Genomic DNA, 17,595 nt, shown 5'->3' on the forward strand with positions numbered 1-17,595 from the left:
GACTCCGGCCTATCCAGGCCGCCTCGACACCGGCGGCCACGACCCGGCGACGCCCGGAAGAGGGGCCCTGCGGAACGGCCCGGAGAGGTGGCGGGTGGGCGACCACTCGCATCGCCACCCGCCACCGTCGCCGGGAACGCCGGTTCACAACCGCGGGTCCACCGGCTCCGACTCCAGCGCCAGCACCCCGAACACGGCCTCGTGCACCCGCCACAGCGGCTCGCCCTCGGCCAGTCGGTCGAGCGCCTCAAGGCCGAGCGCGTACTCGCGGATCGCCAGCGACCGCTTGTGGTTGAGGAACCTGTGGCGGAGCCGGGCGAGGTGGTCCGGGCGGGTGTACTCCGGGCCGTAGATGATCCGCAGGTACTCGCGGCCGCGGCACTTGATGCCGGGCTGCACCAGGCGGCCCGCTTCGCTGCGTACTACAGCGCCGACCGGCTTGACGACCATGCCCTCGCCGCCGCGGCCGGTCATCTCCAGCCACCAGTCGACGCCCGCCCGCACCGACTCCGGGTCGGCGGTGTCGACGTACAGGCGTCGGGTGGTCTGGAGCAGGCCGGTGCTGTCGTGCTCCACCAGCCGGTCCAGCAGGCCGAGCTGCTCGTCGTGCGGCAGGGCGGCGAGGCTGCGGCCCTGCACGGCGAGGATCTGGAACGGTGCCAGGCGGACGCCGTCGAGGCCGTCCGTGGTCCAGCAGTAGCGCCGGTAGGCGTCCGTGAACTTCGAGGCGGCGTCGGCCCGTTCGCGCTGGCGGGACAGCAGGTCCGCCACGTCGACGCCGCGTGCCGCCGCGCCCTCCAGGGCGGTCAGCGCACCCGGGAAGACAGCCCCGGAGGCGGCGCCGACAGCCGCGTACTGACTGCGGAGCAGACCGGACGCCTTCAGCGACCACGGCATCAGTTCGGCGTCCAACAGGAGCCAGTCGCCCGCGCCGGAGGCGCTGTCGGATGCCGTGAGTTCGGTCCAGAGGCCCGCCTCGTCGATCGCCTTGCGCAGGCGGCCGAGGATCTCCTCGGTGACGGACTCGTCGTCGAAGAACGGACGGCCGGTGCGCGTGTACAGCGACCCGGTCGGACCGTCCACGCCGAAGCGCTTGCGGGCCGCCTCCGCGTCCCGGCACACCAGGGCCACCGCCCGCGAGCCCATGTGCTTCTCCTCGCACACGACCCGCTCGACGCCGTCCTCCTTGTACTGGGCGAACGCCTCGGCCGGGTGCTCCAGGTAGCCCTCGATGTGCGAGGTGGCGGTGGGCGCCATGGTCGGCGGAAGGTACGGCAGCAGCCGCGGGTCCACCGCGAAGCGGCTCATGACCTCCAGGGCCGCCGCCGCGTTCTCCTCCCGGACCGACACCCGACCGGCGTGCCGTGTCTCCACGACCCGGCGCCCGTGCACGTCGGCGAGGTCGAGCGGGCGTCCGTCGTGGCCGCCCGGGGCCTCGCTGCGCAGCGGCTTCGTCGGCTCGTACCACATCTGCTCCGCCGGTACGTCGACCAGCTCGCGCTCCGGCCAGCGCAGCGCGGTGAGCTTGCCGCCGAAGACGGCGCCGGTGTCCAGGCAGATGGTGTTGTTGAGCCACGTAGCCTCGGGGACCGGGGTGTGGCCGTAGACCACGGCCGCCCGGCCCCGGTAGTCCTCCGCCCACGGGTAGCGCACCGGCAGCCCGAACTCGTCGGTCTCTCCGGTGGTGTCGCCGTACAGGGCGTGCGAGCGGACCCGGCCGGAGGTGCGGCCGTGGTACTTCTCCGGCAGGCCGGCGTGGCAGACGACCAGCCGGCCGCCGTCGAGGACGTAGTGGCTGACGAGCCCGTCGATGAACTCCCGGACCTCGGCGGCGAACTCCTCGCTCTCGCCGTCCATCTGCTCGATGGTCTCGGCGAGTCCGTGGGTGTGCTGGACCTTGCGGCCCTTGAGGTAACGGCCGTACTTGTTCTCGTGGTTGCCGGGCACGCACAGGGCGTTGCCCGACTTCACCATCGACATCACGCGGCGCAGCACGCCCGGGCTGTCCGGGCCGCGGTCGACGAGGTCGCCGACGAAGACCGCGGTGCGGCCCTCGGGGTGGACGCCGTCGGTGTAGCCCAACTTGCCGAGCAGTGTCTCCAGTTCGGAGGCGCAGCCGTGGATGTCGCCGACGATGTCGAAGGGGCCGGTGAGGTGGGTCAGGTCGTTGAAGCGCTTCTCGGTGACGACGGTGGCGTTCTCGATGTCCTCGACGCCCCGGAGGATGTGCACCTTCCGGAAGCCCTCGCGCTCCAAGTGCCGGACCGAGCGGCGCAGTTCGCGGATGTGGCGTCCGATGACCCGGCGCGGCATGTCGGCGCGGTCGACGCGGGCTGTGTTGCGTTCGGCGCAGACCTCCTCCGGCACGTCGAGCACGATGGCGATGGGCAGCACGTCGTACTTCTTGGCGAGGTCGATCAACTGCCGGCGGGAGTCCTGCTGCACGCTGGTGGCGTCCACGACGGTACGGCGGCCGGCGGCGAGGCGCTTGCCCGCGATGTAGTGCAGGACGTCGAAGGCGTCCCTCGTCGCGCTCTGGTCGTTCTCGTCGTCGGAGACCAGGCCGCGGCAGAAGTCGGAGGAGATGATCTCGGTCGGCTTGAAGTGCCGGTGGGCGAAGGTGGACTTGCCGGAGCCGGAGGCGCCGACGAGAACGACGAGGGAGAGGTCGGTGACGGGAAGGACGCGTCCCTTGGTCCGGGTCTCGGTCATGCTGCCTTCGCCTCCTTCTCATTCGCGTTCTTCTCGGTCGCGTTCTTCTCGGTCGCGTTCTTCTCGGTCGCGTTCTTCTCGGTCGCGTTCCGCTGTACGAATATGGCCATCTGAGTCGGCGGCCCGACCTCCGGGTCGTCGGGTCCGACCGGTATGAACTCCACGCCGTAGCCGTGCCGTTCGCCCACTGCCTGTGCCCATGCCCGGAACTCCGCGCGCGTCCACTCGAAGCGGTGGTCGCCGTGCCGGACGTGTCCGGCCGGGAGGCTCTCCCAGCGCACGTTGTACTCGACGTTCGGTGTCGTGACCAGCACGGTGCGGGGACGGGCCGAGCCGAACACCGCGTACTCCAGGGCGGGCAGCCGCGGCAGGTCGAGGTGCTCGATCACCTCGCTCAGCACAGCGGCGTCGTATCCCTTGAGCCGGTTGTCGGTGTACGCCAGCGAGCTCTGGAAGAGCTGGACGCGCGAGGCCTGCCGCTCCCCCATGCGGTCCAGCTTCAGCCGCCGGGAGGCGACGGTCAGCGCCCGCATGGACACATCGGTGCCGACGATCTCGGTGAACTTCGGGTCCTTGAGCAGCGCCTGCACCAACTGGCCCTGCCCGCAGCCGAGGTCGAGCACCCGGGCGGCGCCGGACGCCTGGAGCGCGGCGACGATCGCGTCCCGGCGCTGTACGGCGAGCGGGGTCGGCTTCTCCTCGGTCTCGGCCTCCGCCTCGACCGCGTTGTCGATCTCCTCGACCTCGCTGTCGTCGGTCTCGGCCAGCCGCACGAGCTCCAGCCGTTCCATCGCCTGCCGGGTCAGCGACCAGCGGCGCGACAGATAGCGGCTGGTGATCAGCTTCTGCTCCGGGTGCTCGGGCAGCCAGCCCTCACCGGCCCGCAGCAGCTTGTCGACCTCGTCGGGGGCCACCCAGTAGTGCTTGGCGTCGTCGAGGACGGGCAGCAGGACGTACAGGTGACGCAGGGCCGCTGCGAGAGTGAGCTCCGAGGATTCCAGGACGAGCCGCACGTACCGCGAGTCGCCCCAGTCCGGGAACTCGGCGTCCAGCGCCACCGGATCGACGGTCACCGCCCAGCCGAGCGGCTCGAAGAGACGTCGTACGAGCTCGGGGCCGCCTCTGGCCGGAAGGGCGGGCACCTCGATGCGCAACGGCCTGGTCTGCTCGGCCGCTTCGGGCCTGGCGTTGCACACGCCCCGCATCGCGCTGGAGAAGACGCCGCTCAGCGCCACGGCGAGCAGCGAGGAGGCTGCGTACGGGCGGTCGTTGACGTACTGCGCGAGTGCCGCGTCGGGGGCGCCGCCGCGTCCCTTGCCCTTGCCGCGCCTGACCAGTGCCACCGCGTCGACCTCCAGCAGCAGCGCCGCCGTGCAGCGCTCGGCATCCGCCTCGGGGTAGAGGACGTGCGCCGTGCCGTAGGACGTGGAGAACGCCTGCGCCTTCTCGGGATGCTTGTGCAGCAGGAAGCCGAGGTCGGTGGCGGGGCGTTCGGCGGTGCCGGTGGTACTGATCGTCAGAAACACGGTGGTTACACCTCGAAATACCTTCTGAGCTGGGGGTTTTCGTCCTGTCGGACATCGCGGTCGCGTCCGCACAACGTACATCGGCCGCTCCCTGCGCACACTCGGGATTTTTCACGCAACCCTGTTCGTCAGGTGCCGCGCCGGATCCCCGATCCCGCGGCCAGGGCGGCGGCGGCCAGGGATACCCCGGCGAGCAGGACGAAGAGATGCGGGTAGCCGCCCAACGCGTGCGCCAGCGCCGCGCCGGCGAAGGGGGCCAGCGCCCCCGCGATGGCGGCGGGGGCGGCGAGGATCCCGGACAGGCGGCCGTAGTCGGCCGTTCCCCAGCGGTCGGCCACGGCGGTGGCCTGGAGGAGAGTGAGGTTGCCGCGCACCATGCCCGCGGCGACGGCCAGGAGGAGGAGCAGCGGGTACGGGCCCGGGACGACGGCGAGGGCCGCGGTGGTCGCACCGCCCAGGACGATCAAGGCGACGGTGCGGGTGGTGACGCCGGTACGGCGGGCGAGCCCTCGGTACAGCGTGCGGCCCAGGGTCTGGCCCACTCCGCCGAGGCCCAGGGCCCAGGCCGCCGCGGTGGGGCTCGCGCCGCGTTCGGCGAGGAGCGGGACGAGGGCGACGACGACGGCGTACATCGCGAAGCCGTTGAGGGTGAAGGCGGTGGCGAGGAGGAGGAAGGGGCGGCTGCGGGCGACCGACCGGCTGCCGTCGCCCGTCTGGTGCGTGGGGTGGGCCGGTGCGGCCGGCCAGGGCCCGCGCAGGGCGAGGGCATGGGCGGGGACGGTGACGGCCGCGAGGATCGCCGCCAGGACGGTGTACGTCAGGCGCCAGCTCAGGTGTTCGGCGAGGGCTGCCGTCAGGGGTGCGAAGGCGGTGGAGGCGAGGCCGCCGGCGAGAGTGACGATCGTGAGGGCACGGACGCGGTCCTCTCCCCACCACCGCGTGACGGCGGCGAACGCGGGCTGGTAGAAGGTGGCGGCCATCGCCGTCCCGGCGAGCAGCCAAGCCGCTGTGAAGACCGCCAGGTTGGGCGCCCACGCGAGGGTGAGCACCGCCACGACGGCCAGCAGTGAGCCGGTGGTCATCACGGCGCGTGGGCCCCGGCGGTCCAGGATGCGGCCGACCGGTATTCCGGCGAGCGCGGAGACGACCAGGGCGCCGGAGAAGGCGCCGGTCGTCGCGGTGGTGGACCAGCCGGTGTCGGCGGTGATGCGCGCGTTGAGGACGGGGAAGGCGTAGTAGACGATGCCCCAGCCGGTGATCTGGGTGGCGCACAGGGCGGGAAGGGCGGCACGCGGCCGCGACCGGTCCCCGATGCCGGTCGCGACCGCGCTGCCGTGCAGGTCCGTCACCGCAAGGTCAGCAACCGCCGGACGAGGCGGGGGCGCCGATACCGATCTGCACGAGAGCGGGCGCCGGGGCGCAGCACCCTCCGCCGCCCGCCTGCTCGGCGGCCGGGTCGTCGAAGAGCCCGGCTCCGCCGCACACCCCGGTCTCCGGCAGGGTCAGCTCCACGCGGTCGGCGGACTCGAGGTCACCGGCGATGGCCGCGGCGACGGAGCGGACCTGCTCGTACCCGGTCATGGCGAGGAAGGTGGGGGCGCGGCCGTAGGACTTCATGCCGACCAGGTAGATGTCCTGCTCGGGGTGGGACAGCTCCTTGTGGCCGTGCGGGTAGACGGTGCCGCAGGAGTGCTGGTTGGGGTCGATGAGGGGCGCCAGCGCGGTGGGTGCCTGGAGGCGCTCGTCCAGGCCGAGGCGGACCTCGGACAGGAAGGACAGGTCCGGGCGGAAGCCGGTCAGCACGATGACCTCGTCGACCGGGTCGAGTCGCCGTCCGTCCTCGCCGACCAGGATCAGCCGTCCGTCCTCGGCGCGTTCGATGGCCTCGGTACGGAAGCCGGTGACGGCGTCCGCGTGACCGTTGTCGACGGCGGCCTTCGCCGCCAGACCCAGGGCGCCGCGGGCGGGCAGCTCGTCGGCCTCGCCGCCGCCGAACGTGGAGCCGCTGATCCCGCGCCGCAGGATCCACACCGCGTGCGTCCCCGGCTCCTCCTGGGCGACGTCGGCGAGGGTGGCCAGCGCGGTGAAGGCGGAGGCACCGGAGCCGATGACCGCGGTGCGCTTGCCGGCGTAACGGGCGCGGACGGCCGGGTCCTTGAGGTCGGGCACCCGGTACGTGACGCGGTCGGCGACGGCCTTCTCGCCGAGGGCGGGCAGGCCGCTCGCCCCGGCCGGACCGGGCGTGGTCCACGTGCCGGAGGCGTCGATGACGGCCCGGGCGAAGAGGCGCTCCTCACGGCCGTCGGAGGTGGTGAGGTGCAGGACGAAGGGCTGGGACTCGCGGTCGGCGTCGACGATGCGGTCGCGGCCGGTGCGTGAGACGCCGGTGACCTCCGTGCCGTACCGGACGCGGTCGCCCAGGGCGTCGGCCAGCGGCTGCAGGTACTGCTCGGCCCAGTCGCCGCCGGAGGGATACGTGGCTGCGTCCGGCTTGGTCCAGCCGGTCGGCGCGAGCAGCTTCTCGGCGGCCGGATCGGTGACCTCGCCCCAGGTGGAGAACAGCCGCACATGGCTCCACTCGCGCACCGCGGAGGCGGCGGCCGGTCCGGCCTCCAGGACCAGGGGTTCGATGCCGCGCTCGACGAGGTGGGCGGCCGCGGCCAGGCCGACAGGGCCGGCTCCGATGACGACGACGGGGAGCTGCTGCTCACTCATGGTGGTCGATCTCCCTGCTTGCTTCGATGATTGTCGATGTCCTGTGATGTCTGGAGCTTGCCACCCGTATCGACGAGTGTCAACATAGACACATGTCGAAGTCAGAGATTGCGGAACTGGCGGAACTGCCGGTCCTGGACGCCGGGGCGACAGTGCCGTGCTGCCCGCCGATCACCGCCGGGGAGCTGTCCCGGGCCGACGCGGAGAAGATGGCCGCGATGTTCAAGGCGCTGTCCGATCCCGTGCGGCTGCGCCTGTTCTCCAAGGTCGCCTCCTACCCGGGCGGCGAGGCGTGCGTCTGCGACATCTCCGACGTCGGCGTCTCCCAGCCGACCGTCTCCCACCACCTGAAGAAGCTGCGCGAAGCCGGACTGCTCACCTCGGAGCGGCGCGGGACCTGGGTCTACTACCAGGTCGCCCCGTCCGTGGTCGCCGCCATGTCCGCCCTGCTCGACCTGCGCACCTGAGCGACTTCGGCCTGATCAGGCGGGAAGCCATCGGTCGAGGTACCCGCGCAGCCCCGTGAGCTGCGCTCCAGTGGCCACATACCCGAGGTAGCCGTCGGGGCGTAGGAGCCCGTGCGCGACGCCGGGCCAAGGGCCCCGGTTCTCGAGGCGGTGGACGCCGACGAGGCCGTCACGGCCGCGCAGGAGAGGGGCGATCCGTTCCTCGCTCCACAGGTGGGGCGGCCCGGTGAGCAGCAACTGATACCCCGGGCCGGCACACCGCGCCTGGAGCCCGCTCGGCAGGTCGGGCAGCCGGTCGCCGGCCCGCGGGCCGCGCCGCGGCGGACGCGAGCCGTCCACCGAGGCGGGGCTGCGCCGGTAGTGGATGCCCAGTTCGGAGACCGTACGGAAGATCCGCCCGCGCAGCGCCGCCGACCGCATCACCAACGGGGCCAGCCGCGGGGCGAGTTGGGTGCGGGCGAGCCGGATGGCCGGGTTGCCGCTGGTACCGACGGTGAAAGCGCGGTCGGTGAAGCGCCGGACGACGCGGCCCACGGGGGCGCGCTCTGTCTCGTACGTTTCCAGCGATCCCTCCGGCGCGTCGCCTCGGCAGACGAGGGCGAGTTTCCAGCCGAGGTTGAGCGCGTCCTGGATGCCGGTGTTCATCCCCTGCGCTCCGGCCGGGCTGTGGATGTGGGCCGCGTCCCCGGCGAGGAAGCAGCGCCCGGCGTGGTAGCGGGCGGCGCCGCGGTTGTGGAGCCGGAAGTCGGTCATCCACACCGGGTCCCGCAGCGCCAGGCGGTCGTCGGTGTAGCGGCCGACGGTCTCCTCCAGGAGCGACACGGTCACCTCGGCGTCCGGGGCATCGGGTGGCCGCATCGCGAGCATCCGCCAGGTGGCCGGCGAGCCGAGCGGGAAGAAGAACAGCATCCCGTTCCCGGCCAGGTACGTGTGCACGGCATCCGGCTCCAGCCCGTCGACCTCCAGATCGGCGAGCAGGAACGTCTGCGGATACGCGTACCCCTCGAACCCGATGCCCGCCTGAGCCCGCACGGTGCTGTGGGCGCCGTCGCAGCCGACGACGTACCGCGCCTGCACCGTCTCCTCGGAACCGTCCGGGCCGCGCAGCCGGCAGACGACGTACGAGTCCTTCTCCTCCAGCCGCACCAGCTCGGTGCCGCGCTCGACCGCGACGTCCCGTGCGGCCAGCTGTCCGGCCAGGACGCTCTCGGTCTCGGCCTGCGACAGGAACAGCAGAAAGGGGTACGCGGTGTCGCTCAGCCCGATGTCGAAGAGCCGCATCGACACCACCCGCCGGGGCAGGTGCATCCGCAGCCGCATCGCCGGGTTGCCCCGGGCGACCAGCTCGTCCGTCACACCGAAGCCGGCCAGCGCCTCCAGTGTCCGGGGCTGGATGGCCAGGGCCCGGGACTCGCGGACCCGGTCCAGGGACCGGTCGACGATCCGGAACCGGGTCCCGTACGCACGCAGCTGCGCGGCGAGCGCGAGCCCGGTAGGGCCCCCGCCGACCACCAGCACATCCAACGGTGCCGCCATGGCCCCACGGTAGTGCGCCCTGCCGTCGATCACGTCACCGTGGACGCCGTGGCGTCAGCCGGAGCACCGTGCCCTCCCCGTCTGCCGAGAGGAGCAGTGTGCCGTCCGGGGCGGCGGCGAGTCCGGCGAAGCGGCGGGCCAGGCCGGGCAGGCCGGCCGCGAACAGGGCGGGTTCGGCGCGGGGCACGACGCCCGGCGGTGGGCCGACCGGCAGCTCCTCGGCGTCGATCCGGCTCTCCCCCGTCGTCAGGGAGATCACCCGCAGCCTGCGCGGCCCGCTCTCCACGGTGAACAGCTCGTCGCCCAGGACCACCAGCCCCTGCGGTGCGCCGAGCCCCTCCGCGACGACCGTGGGTCTCCCGTCCTCCTCGATCCTCAGTACGGCACCCCGCCGCTCGTCGCTGACATAGCAGCGTCCCCCCGCGTCGAAGGCCACGTCCACGGGCTGGTCGAAGCCTTCGGCGAGCACGGTGACGGCGTCGCTCGCGTCGACGGCCACGACCCGCCCGGCGCCCGCCTCCGCGACGACGAGCGAGCCGTCCGGCCCGACCGTGATGCCCAGGGGCCGGTTCAGTCCGGTGACCCGGGTCCGCGTGGTCTTCTGTGCCGGGTCGTAGGTCTGCACCTGCCCGAACTGGGAGGTGAGGTGCAGGAGTTCACCGTCGGCGGTGATGCCGTGGGAGAAGTGCAGCAGGGCCTCGGTGGTCACTCCGCCGGGCTCGCCCCCGGCGGAGCCGGCGCTGTGCGGCTCGCCCTCGTGGGACAGCGCCGGGCTCGCCACCCGGTAGTGGTCGGCGGCGTACACCGTGCCGCCCAGGTCGATCGTCACGCCGTACGGCCCGTCGAGGCCGCGCGGCACGAGTTCACGCGTCCGCCCGTCGGGATGCAGCTCGGTGACCCCGCCGCTGGCGTAGCTGGAGACGAACATCCGGTTCTCGGCGTCGAACGCCGCGTTGTCGAGGCCGACCACCCCGCTGGTGACCAGCGTCCGCGCCCCGCTGCCGTGCAGGTCGACGCGGGTGACGATGCCCTCCGGCCCCCGGGACAGGACGTACAGGACCCCGCCCTGGTCGAAACGGACCGCGACCGGCTGGTGGACCTCCTCGGCGACCACCTCGGGCACCCCGCCGTCCGGCGGGATCCGCCAGACCTGGCCGGTCATCATGTGCGGGTAGTACAGGTGGCCGTCCGGGCCGCGCTGCATCGCGTTGCCGAGGGCCAGGCCCTCGGTGAGGACCACCGGATCGCCACCCTCGGGGAACAGTTCCATCAGACGGCCGCCCGGCCTCATCTCGTTGACGAAGAGCCGGTCGCCGACGCAGGTGATGCCGTTCGGGTTCGTCACGTCGTCGGAGACGAGCGTGTACTCCCCCTGCGGGCTGCGGCGCCACACCCGCCCCGGAACCAGGTCGGCGATGTACATCGAGCCGTCCGCCCCGAAGGCGAGGTCGTCCGGCGACTGGACAGGGCTGTCCATCGGTACGACCACCTCGACATCCCCGGTGGCGGGGTCGACGGCGCTGATCCGGCCGGCCAGGAACTGGGCGACGTACAGGCGCCCGTCGGGCCCGAACGCGACGCCGTTGGAACCCCACAGCAGGTTGGGCGGGTTGAGCCGCTCGGCCTGCCAACGACCGCTGGTGACCTGCCGGTTGCCGGTGTCGTCGAACCGGCTGGGAGACACGGTGCTCATGCCGACCGCTCCGTCTCCCCGAGGACCTCGTCCATGCCGCCCTCCGCGCGCCAGCGGCGGAGCAGCTCGTGGAAGGCGACCGGCCCGTCGCCGTACGACTCGCTGCGCTGCCTGGGCATGCCCTCGTTGTTGTAGTAGCCGGGGGTGCACTCGGCCTGGAACTTGTGCAGGTCGGCGGCCTTCTCGCGGATCGTGGCCACCCAGGCGTCCTGGGCCTCGGCGGTCGGCTCGACGTACCGGGCCTGCCGTTTGCGCGCCTCGGCGACGATCTCGGCGACGTGGCTCGCCTGCTCGTCGAGGATGTGCACGAAGTTCACGGCGGAGGCGTTCTGCAGCGGGCCGAGTAAGAAGAGGTTGGGGTAGCCGCCCATGGTGAACCCGTGCAGGGTCTTCGGGCCGCCGCCGGTCGCCCAGGACTGCAACAGGTCGACGCCTCCCCGGCCGTACACGGGCAGTTGCCCGGACAGGATCCCGGACACCCCGACCTGGAAGCCGGTCGCGAAGATGACGCAGTCGACCTCGTACGCGGTGTCGCCGACCACCACGGCGTCCTCGGTGATCCGCTCCACTCCGTGGGTGTCGGCCGTGTCCACCAGCGTCACGTCGGGCCGGTTGAACGTGTCGAGGTAGGTGTCGCTGAAGGTGGGCCGCTTGCACATGTAGCGGTACCACGGCTTGAGTTTCTCCGCCGTCTCCGGATCCTCGACGATGGAATCCACCCGGGCGCGCAGCTCGTTCATCTTCTGGAAGTCGGCGATCTCGTAGGCCTGTTCCCGCTCCTCGGCCGGCACGTCCGCGTACGCGTTGGTCGGGATGAGCTTCTCCTGCAGCCGGGCACTGGTGGTCCAGGCGTCGTCCACCAGGTCCTCGTCCACGCGGATGCCGGTGACGAGCTTCAGGAAGTTCTCCCTCCGCCGCTTCTGCCAGCCCGGCCGCAGCGACTCGGCCCACTCCGGGTCCGTGGGGCGCTGGCCGCGCACGTCCACCGTGGAGGGCGTGCGCTGGAACACGTACAGGTGCCCCGCGTCACGGCCCAGGTGCGGGACGACCTGGATCGCGGTCGCGCCGGTCCCGATGACGGCGACCCGCTTGTCGGCGAGCTTGTGCAGGCCGCCGCTCGCGTCACCGCCCGTGTAGTCGTAGTCCCAGCGGCTGGTGTGGAAGACGCGTCCCTTGAACGTCTCGATGCCGGGGACGGCGGGGAGTTTGGGCGTGCTGAGCGTTCCGCTGGAGATCACCACGAAGCTGGCCCGCATCCGGTCACCGCGGTCCGTGCCGACGGTCCACTCCATGTCGGTGTCGTCCCAGCGCAGTTCGCTCACCCGGGTCTGGAAGCAGGCATCCCGGTAGAGGTCGAAGTGCCGCCCGATCGCCATCGCGTGCTGCCGGATCTCCTCGCCCGGCGCGTACTTCCACTTCGGGAGGCGGCCGAGTTCCTCCAGCAGCGGCAGGTAGATGTACGCGTCGATGTCGCAGTGGATGCCCGGGTACCGGTTCCAGTACCAGGTGCCGCCGAAGTCGCCGGCCTGCTCGATCACCCGGATCGACTCCACGCCCGCCTGCCGCAGCCGTGCCGCGGCGAGCAGCCCGCCGAGCCCGCCGCCGATCACCACCGCGTCGACCCGGTCGTGCAACGGCTCCCGGGCGACGAACTCGGTGTACGGGTCGTCGTGCGAGCCCGGCTCGGCGGTGAGGCGCCGGTACTGCTGGTTGCCGTCGGGACGGAACCTGCGGTCGCGCTCGGCGCGGTACTTGGCGCGCAGGGCGTCGGGATCGAAGCCCAGGTCTTCGGAAGTGGAGATGCCGGCGGTGTGGGGGGAGGTGGACATGTGTGTGCCCTTTCTACTGTCCCGGGCTCGTCATCGGTGGTGGGGGAAGTCCGATCCGAGTGCAATTCCGGGATGAGCTGCGGCACATATACAAGCAGGGCAAGCTGACAGCCTTCGGCCGCGTTCCTGACAGAAACCTGACATGCCGGAGATCACGAGCGCGTGCTACCGCTCCTCCGCCGTCCAGGGGCCGACGCCCAGCTTTCCGGTGGTCCCGAGGTCGAGGTGGGGGGTCACCGTGACGGGTGCGGCGCCGGCCTTCGCGTGGACCCTGACGTAGGGGGCGTTGACGGCTTCGAGACCGGCTTCGGTCGTGTTGCGCCACACTAGGACTGCTCTGGCGCGTTCGCCGGGCTTCAGGGTCACGGGTCGGGGCGGGTCGTCGGCGCCGGTGACGGAACTGGTGATGTCGCCGCTGCCCTTGAGGACCCTGACGCCCTCGACCGGTTCGCGGTCCTCGTCGAGGAGGGTGAGCCGCGGGTAGCCCTCGACGTGGTGGTCGGCGGTGCCGCAGTTCTTCAGCCACAGCCCCACGACCCGCAGCCCCATGGCGGCGTCGCCCTCGTCGACCGTGACGTCCACCCCGGAGGCGGGGCACGTGTCCGGAGCGGCCGGCGCCTCTGCGGCGGGGACGCTGGTGACCTCGGAGACCTTCACCCGCGTCACGTCCATGTCCCCGCCGCCCCCCGTCGAGAGCGGCATCTCGACGGTCCGCCGCACGGCCCGGCCGGGTTCGACGTCGTGCACGGTCTGCCGGGTGTTGGTCATCACCGCGCCGGTGGCCGTCGTGAAGTCGAACAGGATCGTGTACGTCAGTGCTTCGGAGCTGTCGTTGACGACCTCGTAGGCGGCGGAGACCGGGGAGTACGCGGAGACGATCCCGGGCGTCGAGGGCGACGGAAGGGTCACGCCGGTGATCCGCACACCGTCCAGCCCCGGATCGGAGACCGGGGAGACCGAACTCCGGGGCGAGGCACCGGATCCGGCGCTCGGGGAACCGGCGCGTTCCGATCCGCAGCCGGTCACGAGCAGGGCCGCGGCGACCAGGACCGGCAGGAGGGGGGTGGCTCTTCGCATCGGGCCACCCCATCAGCCCCTGGTCGGTCCACCTGTGGCGGAGGCCACAGTTCCGGCCACAGGACTGTCACAGTGCCCTCCTTGCCACCGCGACGGCCGCTGCAACAACCGCTACGACACCCCTACGACACCCCTACGACAGCTGCGACTGCACCTGCGAGGAGATCAGCTCCAGGTGGTCCAGGTCGGACAGGTCGAGGATCTGGAGGTACATCCGCTCGGAGCCGATCCCGGCATAGCGGCCGATCTTGTCGACGACCTCGGACGGGGTGCCGGCCAGACCGTCGGCCTTCAGGTCGTCGACCTCACGGCCGATGGCGGCGGCGCGGCGGGCGACCTCCTGGTCGTCCTTGCCGACGCAGACGACGAGGGCGTTGGAGCAGGTGATCTCGTCCGCCTTGCGGCCCGCCTCCTCGGCGGCTGCCCGCACCCGGCCGAACTGGCGCTCGCTGTCCTCGACCGAGCCGAACGGCATGTTGAACTCGTCGGCGTACCGCGCGGTGAGCCGCGGGGTACGGCTCGCGCCGTGGCCGCCGATGAGCACGGGGATCTTGCTCTGCGCGGGCTTGGGCAGCGCGGGCGAGTCGGTGAGGTCGTAGTACGTGCCGTGGAAGTCGAAGGTCTCGCCGGCGCCGGTCGCCCACAGCCCGGTGACGATCTCCAGCTGCTCCTCCAGACGCGCGAACTTCTCCTTCGGGAAGGGGATGCCGTACGCCGTGTGCTCCTCCTCGAACCAGCCCGCGCCCAGGCCGAGTTCGACCCGGCCGCCGGACATCTGGTCGACCTGCGCGACCTGGATGGCGAGGACGCCGGGCAGCCTGAAGGTGGCTGCGGTCATCAGCGTGCCGAGGCGGATGCGCTTCGTCTCACGGGCGAGGCCGGCGAGAGTGATCCAGGCGTCGGTGGGGCCGGGGAGGCCGTCCACGGAGCCCATCTTCAGGTAGTGGTCGGAACGGAAGAACGCGTCGAAACCGAGGTCTTCGGTGGCCTTGGCGACGGTGAGAAGGGTGTCGTAGGTGGCGCCCTGCTGGGGTTCGGTGAAGATGCGAAGATCCATGCCTCCATCCTGCACGCTGGGCTCGCGGTCAACTCCATCGGTCCCCTGCGGGCGCATCGATGCCCGGGTCGGGTGAAATCCGTCAGCGCCGAGCGCGGGGGGTGACCTCGCCAGTGACCCGGTACGGCGGTGATCGTTGGCTCGGGCGGAGCCGGACCGACCGGCGCCCGCGCCGGACGGTCGCTGCCGGGGCGTCGTCGTTCGTCACGCGCGTCGGCCTCCGGTGGGGCCCGGCCCTGGGCCGAGGAGGCCGTCATGTCCGAAGAAACTGTGCCGCAGCAGGGTGGGGGCGCGGGTTCCGGTTCCGGTATCGGAACCGGGCAGCCGAAGGGGCTGTTGCAGCAGATGGAGGAGCTGATGGCGGCGCTGAACGCGGATCTGTCGGCGCTGGAGAGGAGCACTGCGGGGTTGGCGGAGGACGGGGAGGTCGGCTGACGGCCGTGCGCTTGCCGGGTGGACGGGGTTGGTGCCGGGGGGTGGGTCGCGCAGCCCGGCGCTACGGGGTGCCGCCCGCGCCCCCCCTCCCCCACTCTCGGCTTCGCTCGAGCGGGGGGACCCCCATCATCGCCCCAGCGGCACGACTGCCCGCGGGCTGACGGCAGTTGGCTGCCTGCGGTTTGACGGCACATGGCCCGGTCGAGGCCGGGGTCGACCGCCGCGGACTGACGGGACATGGCCGCCCGCGGACTGACCCGCACATGACTGGCCTCGGTTCAGTGGCACATGAACGTCAGCTGACTGACCGCACATCACCGCCCCCCGCCCGACCACCGCACTAAGCCGGTAACGCCTCGTCCCGGTCCGCCAGTTTCCGCAGCATGTCCAGGACCCGGTCCCTCGACTCGTCCGCCGCGTCGATCGCCTCCATGCACTGCCAGTACGTGCGCTCGTCGTCCGCGGCGGAGGCGAGGCCGACGAGGGCGATGCCCACCTCTCCGAGGAGGCCGCCGAGGCAGAGCAGCGCCTGGCGGGCGTCGCCCAGTTCGGTGAGCTGGGCGGCACGGAGGTGTTCCGTGGTGATGTCCGGGCGGTCGAGGACGCCGCAGCCTCTGCCCGCCAGCTCGGTCAACCCGAGGGCCTCGCCCCGCAGTTCGGGCGGCCCGGCGACCGCGAGGCGGCTGCCTATCGCCTGGGCCAGGGCCTGCGCCTGCCACACCTCCGCCATGAGGTCCGGCGCGTCACCACCGCCCACCAGGGCGCGTCTGCTCGTCACGATCAGCCGCACAGCGTCCATGCGCTGCCCCCGTCTGTCCCGACGCGCTCATTGGCACGTCCGCCCGCACTCCCTTGTTCACTACCCAGAGTGAGAGCGGTTGAGACGAAAAGCCAGAGGAAGAGGGAAATCTTCGGACAACGAAACGGTTGCGGACAGCTGAATGACTCCGGAGAGTGAAAACGGACTCTGCCGTTCCTGAAATTGGTCTACGGCGCCGGGAACCTCCGCTCGTTCCGGTCGATCTTCGCGTCCAGCGCCGCCAGCGGGTCGATGCCGAGCACCTCGCACAGCTGCAGCAGATACGCGAGGACGTCGGCGACCTCGTCCGTGACGCGGTGCGCGGTGTCGGGGTCGTCCATGACGCCGGCGGACTCCTCGGGCGTCAACCACTGGAAGATCTCGACCAGTTCGGACGCCTCCACGCTCAGCGCGGCGACGAGGTTCTTGGGGGTGTGGTACGGCTGCCAGTTGCGCGCGGCGGCGAACTCGGCCAGCCGGCGCTGCAGTTTCGCCACGTCGAGAGGTTCGGTCACGGGGTCAGGTCTACCACCGTGACCCCGGTCGACCCGGCGGCCCAGGATGCGTCGCTCACCGCGCCGACCAGGCGGATGTGCCCGCGGTCGCACATCCGGGCGGCGAGCCGCAGCAGTTCGGTCCGCTGCCGTGGGTCCAGGCCGCGGTCGAGGTTGTCGGCGAGCACGGTGAGCGTCTGCAGGGCCGCCGGCACCTCGCCGGCCGGGTCGACCTCCAGCACCCCGGGCCCGGTGAACAGGACCAGGGCGAGCGCGAGGTACCTCAACTCCCCGTCGCCCAGCCGTCCGAGCCGGGTGCGGATCCCGTCGCCCCGGTCGAGCAGCGCGCGTACGGTCCCGTCGGGGAGCGGTTCGGCGTAGAGGTCCGTGACGGGGCCGGTGCAGCCGGCGCGTACCGCCGCGACGAGTTGCGCGTGCCGGCGGGTGCACTCGGCACGGGTGCGCCAGAGCACGTCGGCAAGGTTCTCGCAGCCGCCGAGCAGCCGTCCGGAGCCGGTCGGGACGGGGGTGCGCATCCGGCCGGGGCGCGGGTCGCAGGCGAAGACGGAACGCAGGGCGACGACCATCTGTTCGGCGGCGGCGAGCACCCTGCGCTGTCCGTCGGTCTTGCCGGCCACGCGTAGCGGGAGCAGGGCGGTGCCGAGCCGGTCGTCGGGCAGCGGGGCGCGGGTGACGGGTGCGGAGCCCGCCGTGTGCCAGGCGGCCTGCACGGTGCGCCGCGAGGGGTCGCGCAGGGCGGTCTGCAGGAGGACCAGGCCGTCCGTCGACAAGCGCTCGCCCACGATGCGCAGGTCGGGTTCCGCCTGGATCGCGACGTCGAGCCGGACCGGGCCCTCGGGCCCGTCGGCGGTGCAGCCGATGCGGAAGCCGCGCCGGCGCTGGGCGTCGGCCCGGGCCCGGTCGGGGACGCAGGCGGCCGGGTCGGGGAACACCTCGTCGACGGCGGCTCCGCCACCGAGCCGGGCGAGCGCCTCGTACGCCCGCAGCGCGGTCGTCTTGCCGCAGCCGCTGGGGCCGGCGAACAGGGTGAGCGGGCCGAGCGGGAACCCGGCGCGCCGGTGCCCGGCGAAGGCGGACAGCCGCAGTTCGGTGACGCACGGCCGGTCCGGGTGCGCCCTGCCGTCCCCGGGCGGCGCCGGAGCGGGGGGTAAGGCGGACGCGGGGGACGTGCAGGACACGGTCATGTGCGGACCGTAGGACTCCGCCGTCAGGCGAACCGTTTTGCCCCGGGCAC

At 72.2% G+C, this 17,595-nt stretch carries 14 protein-coding genes; 2 read left to right on the forward strand and 12 right to left on the reverse strand.

The window, feature by feature from the left end:
- Positions 1-144 precede the first annotated feature (144 nt).
- The 4 genes from AC5P09_RS23425 to AC5P09_RS23440 form a co-directional block, all read right to left on the reverse strand.
- Positions 145-2,712: a polynucleotide kinase-phosphatase gene (locus tag AC5P09_RS23425; protein ID WP_493875743.1), complete on the reverse strand. Its 2,568-nt coding sequence runs from the start codon at positions 2,710-2,712 to the stop codon at positions 145-147.
- On the reverse strand, positions 2,709-4,238 hold the full coding sequence (locus tag AC5P09_RS23430; protein ID WP_493875744.1) for a 3' terminal RNA ribose 2'-O-methyltransferase Hen1: 1,530 nt from the start codon (positions 4,236-4,238) through the stop codon (positions 2,709-2,711). The genes AC5P09_RS23425 and AC5P09_RS23430 overlap by 4 nt, the downstream gene beginning before the upstream one ends.
- A gap of 128 nt (positions 4,239-4,366) precedes the next feature.
- Complete coding sequence (locus AC5P09_RS23435) at positions 4,367-5,587, reverse strand: MFS transporter (protein ID WP_493875745.1); 1,221 nt, start codon at positions 5,585-5,587, stop codon at positions 4,367-4,369.
- 7 nt (positions 5,588-5,594) lie between these two features.
- Positions 5,595-6,953, reverse strand: coding sequence for an NAD(P)-binding domain-containing protein (locus tag AC5P09_RS23440; protein WP_493875746.1), 1,359 nt, complete (start codon positions 6,951-6,953; stop codon positions 5,595-5,597).
- Positions 6,954-7,045: 92 nt separating this feature from the next.
- On the opposite strand from AC5P09_RS23440, the gene AC5P09_RS23445 reads away from it, so the two are divergent.
- The gene (locus AC5P09_RS23445; RefSeq protein WP_493875747.1) at positions 7,046-7,420 is read left to right on the forward strand and encodes an ArsR/SmtB family transcription factor; all 375 of its coding nucleotides are present in this window, start codon (positions 7,046-7,048) and stop codon (positions 7,418-7,420) included.
- Positions 7,421-7,435: 15 nt separating this feature from the next.
- On the opposite strand, the gene AC5P09_RS23450 is transcribed toward AC5P09_RS23445, so the two are convergent.
- The 5 genes from AC5P09_RS23450 to AC5P09_RS23470 all read right to left on the reverse strand — a co-directional run bounded on the left by AC5P09_RS23450 (position 7,436) and on the right by AC5P09_RS23470 (position 14,612).
- Positions 7,436-8,956 (reverse strand): FAD-dependent monooxygenase, encoded by a 1,521-nt coding sequence (locus AC5P09_RS23450; RefSeq protein WP_493875748.1) that lies wholly within the window; start codon positions 8,954-8,956, stop codon positions 7,436-7,438.
- 34 nt (positions 8,957-8,990) lie between these two features.
- The gene (locus AC5P09_RS23455; RefSeq protein ID WP_493875749.1) at positions 8,991-10,649 is read right to left on the reverse strand and encodes a hypothetical protein; all 1,659 of its coding nucleotides are present in this window, start codon (positions 10,647-10,649) and stop codon (positions 8,991-8,993) included.
- Entirely contained in the window at positions 10,646-12,478 is a 1,833-nt protein-coding gene (locus tag AC5P09_RS23460; protein ID WP_493875750.1) for a flavin-containing monooxygenase, read from the reverse strand. The genes AC5P09_RS23455 and AC5P09_RS23460 overlap by 4 nt, the downstream gene beginning before the upstream one ends.
- A 165-nt stretch (positions 12,479-12,643) precedes the next feature.
- Positions 12,644-13,555: a DUF4232 domain-containing protein gene (locus tag AC5P09_RS23465; RefSeq protein ID WP_493875751.1), complete on the reverse strand. Its 912-nt coding sequence runs from the start codon at positions 13,553-13,555 to the stop codon at positions 12,644-12,646.
- 133 nt (positions 13,556-13,688) lie between these two features.
- A complete protein-coding gene (locus AC5P09_RS23470) occupies positions 13,689-14,612 on the reverse strand; it encodes an LLM class F420-dependent oxidoreductase (RefSeq protein WP_493875752.1) in 924 nt (307 codons plus the stop codon).
- Positions 14,613-14,867: 255 nt separating this feature from the next.
- On the opposite strand from AC5P09_RS23470, the gene AC5P09_RS23475 reads away from it, so the two are divergent.
- Positions 14,868-15,047, forward strand: a complete 180-nt coding sequence (locus AC5P09_RS23475; protein WP_493875753.1) for a hypothetical protein — start codon at positions 14,868-14,870, stop codon at positions 15,045-15,047.
- Positions 15,048-15,387: 340 nt separating this feature from the next.
- Here the strand turns inward: AC5P09_RS23475 and AC5P09_RS23480 are convergent, their stop codons facing one another.
- The 3 genes from AC5P09_RS23480 to AC5P09_RS23490 all read right to left on the reverse strand — a co-directional run bounded on the left by AC5P09_RS23480 (position 15,388) and on the right by AC5P09_RS23490 (position 17,545).
- Positions 15,388-15,846, reverse strand: a complete 459-nt coding sequence (locus tag AC5P09_RS23480; RefSeq protein WP_493875754.1) for a DUF6099 family protein — start codon at positions 15,844-15,846, stop codon at positions 15,388-15,390.
- A 188-nt stretch (positions 15,847-16,034) separates the two neighbouring features.
- A complete protein-coding gene (locus AC5P09_RS23485; protein ID WP_266432681.1) occupies positions 16,035-16,361 on the reverse strand; it encodes a nucleotide pyrophosphohydrolase in 327 nt (108 codons plus the stop codon).
- On the reverse strand, positions 16,358-17,545 hold the full coding sequence (locus AC5P09_RS23490) for an AAA family ATPase (RefSeq protein ID WP_493875755.1): 1,188 nt from the start codon (positions 17,543-17,545) through the stop codon (positions 16,358-16,360). Before AC5P09_RS23490 ends, AC5P09_RS23485 begins: the two co-directional genes overlap by 4 nt.
- Positions 17,546-17,595: the final 50 nt, after the last annotated feature.

This window comes from Streptomyces sp. a15 (genome assembly GCF_059026085.1).